The sequence below is a fragment of the Dethiosulfatibacter sp. genome, assembly GCF_983023055.1.
Window position 1 is genome coordinate 1 of sequence record NZ_CEZJXU010000395.1, and the last position, 2,462, is coordinate 2,462.

Sequence of the window (2,462 nt, forward strand, 5' to 3'; positions counted from 1 at the left end):
TCAGTCGGGAAGATGGTACTATTACAAGTACGACTCGGGAACTCCTGTAGCCAAAGCATATATTGGACAGCACTCGGCAAATGTACATCTTATTCCATCAGACGACCTTGTAGCAAAACAGATAAGTAATGTGGGAGTAAACGACCTTGTTGAGTTGGAAGGTTATCTTGTATACGTAAAGGGAGATAATTTTACCTGGAATTCAAGTTTGACCAGAAATGATACTGGAGATGGAGCATGTGAAGTATTATATGTAGAAAAAATTTCAGTCAAATAGAATTTTGTATAAAGGGAAATGTAAGGATAAAGATTTTGAAAATAGATATGGACAAATGCTATAATGGGTGTTAATATGATATCAAATTGAATATAGTTTTTTAGGTTCACAAATGTGATTAATAGGGAAGTCAGGTGTAAGACCTGCACAGCCCTCGCTGCCGTAATTGTTTGCCATTGTCAATAACCACTGGGATAGCCCGGGAAGGTGACAATGGCCATAAACATCAGTCGGAAGACCTGCCTGGAAATTGTTTTATCAACTTCGATGGGAGGTTAGGTATTTTTTTATTGCAATCAAGACGAAAACCGCCCATCATGGCGGGTTTTTTATTGTCAAAGGAGAAATATGGAAACCCAATTAACATCAAAGATAAGAAAATCACTAATTGCAGGAATCATACTTATGATACTCATTGCCTTAAGCGTCACTATGTCGGTGAATTTCGGTACAGCGGAAATATCTTTTGCAGATGTATGGAAGATTATTATTGGAAAGATATTTAACATGCCTTCCATTATTGGTGAGATAAAAGATTCTTCAATAGCTATAGTATGGAATATAAGACTTCCAAGGATTTTGACAGGAGCGATGGTTGGGATGGGACTTGCAGTTTCAGGTACTGTTTTTCAATCAATACTTATGAATCCACTAGCGGATCCATATACAATAGGAGTGTCAACTGGAGCGGCTTTTGGAGCGTCCCTGGCCATATATATAAATATTTTTCTTGAAAACATACAGGTGCCAATAATACTGTTTGCATTCACTGCAGCTCTTATCACCTTGTCGCTTGTCATAGTACTTGCTGAAAAGGGAAGAAAATTCGACAGCAGTAGTTTGATTATATCAGGAATCATAGTAAGTTCAATACTTTCAGCTGGAATAAGCTTCATAAAGAATGCAGCAGGAGAAGAAGTTGGAGCAATCGTGTTCTGGCTAATGGGAAGTCTAGTATCAAGAAGCTGGACCCATGTGCATCTTTTAACACCCTTAATATTCTTTGGAACATTGATTTGCATATTTTTTTCAGCGGATCTTAATATTGTATCACTTGGTGAAGATACTTCAGTTAGTTTGGGAATAGAAACAAAAAAAATTAGATTTATTTATCTTGTGACGGCATCCCTTATGACTGCTGCCTGTGTTTCCGTAAGTGGAATAATAGGGTTTGTGGGGCTCATAGTACCTCATATGCTCAGGTTCATACTTACTCCGGACAACAGAATTCTTATACCATTGTCTGGACTTCTCGGATCAATAGTGCTAATGGTGTCGGATAATTTTTCAAGAGTGTTATTTACAAATGAGATTCCAGTAGGAATCATTACAACACTTCTTGGAGGTCCTTTCTTTCTCTTCATATATCTAAGGAGGGGAAAAAGATGATAAAGGCGGAAAATATAAATTTCAGTTATGGAAGCAAGGAGATACTCAGCAAAGTTTCCCTAAATATAAAGGAAAACACCTTCAATTCAATTATAGGTCCAAATGGAGCTGGGAAGACAACTTTCATGAGACTCGTAAGCGGGCTTAATCAATCATATGAAGGAAATATAACATATTACAATAACGATTACAGAAATATAGGACCAAAGGAAAGAGCAAGAAGCTATGCTATTGTTCAGCAACATTATTCAACAAGATTTACGTATACCTGTTATGAAATGATATGTATGGGAAGACATCCTCACATTAGCAGGCTCGAAAGGCTTGGAAGGGATGATTATGATCTGATTAATTCAATCATTGAAAAACTTGGAATAGAGGAATTGACAGACAAGAAAACAACGGAAATTAGCGGAGGTGAGTTTCAGAAGGTAATACTGGCAAGGGCTCTTGTTCAGGAGCCTGAAGTTTTGTTTCTCGATGAAGCTTTCTCGGAAATGGATATAAGTGCAAAACTTGGCATGATAAAAATGCTTAAAAAATCTGTAGATGAAAAGAAGCTTACTGTCGTTTCCATAATGCATGATCTGAATACGGCATATCGATATAGTGATGTAATTCATATATTAAAAAGGGGAGAGCTATATGGATCAGGAAACCCCAATGAAATATTTAATGAAGAATCAGTTAGGGATGTATTCAATCTTGACGTAGAAATATTGCCTGGTAAAGGCTTTATTATAAATTAACTTAAAAGGAGAAATAAAGAGAATGAAAAAAGTTATTGGATTATTGC

At 36.5% G+C, this 2,462-nt stretch carries 2 protein-coding genes, 1 pseudogene and 1 riboswitch; all 3 genes and pseudogenes read left to right on the forward strand.

All coding sequences use genetic code 11. The features are described from left to right. Nucleotides 1-277: pseudogene (locus tag AC3AX0_RS11520) on the forward strand (hypothetical protein); the annotation flags it as partial. A gap of 85 nt (nt 278-362) precedes the next feature. Next, a riboswitch (cobalamin riboswitch) is annotated at nt 363-538 on the forward strand. Nucleotides 539-625: 87 nt separating this feature from the next. Beyond that, nucleotides 626-1,666, forward strand: coding sequence for a FecCD family ABC transporter permease (locus AC3AX0_RS11525; RefSeq protein ID WP_487550428.1), 1,041 nt, complete (start codon nt 626-628; stop codon nt 1,664-1,666). Then, nucleotides 1,663-2,415, forward strand: a complete 753-nt coding sequence (locus AC3AX0_RS11530; RefSeq protein ID WP_487550429.1) for an ABC transporter ATP-binding protein — start codon at nt 1,663-1,665, stop codon at nt 2,413-2,415. The genes AC3AX0_RS11525 and AC3AX0_RS11530 overlap by 4 nt, the downstream gene beginning before the upstream one ends. The last annotated feature ends 47 nt before the right edge of the window (nt 2,416-2,462 follow it).

Bases quoted from the DNA above. Each gene is read 5' to 3' on its own strand.
- AC3AX0_RS11530 (WP_487550429.1), top strand. From the start codon at position 1,663: ATGATAAAGGCGGAAAATATAAATTTCAGTTATGGAAGCAAGGAGATA.
- AC3AX0_RS11525 (WP_487550428.1), top strand. From the start codon at position 626: ATGGAAACCCAATTAACATCAAAGATAAGAAAATCACTAATTGCAGGA.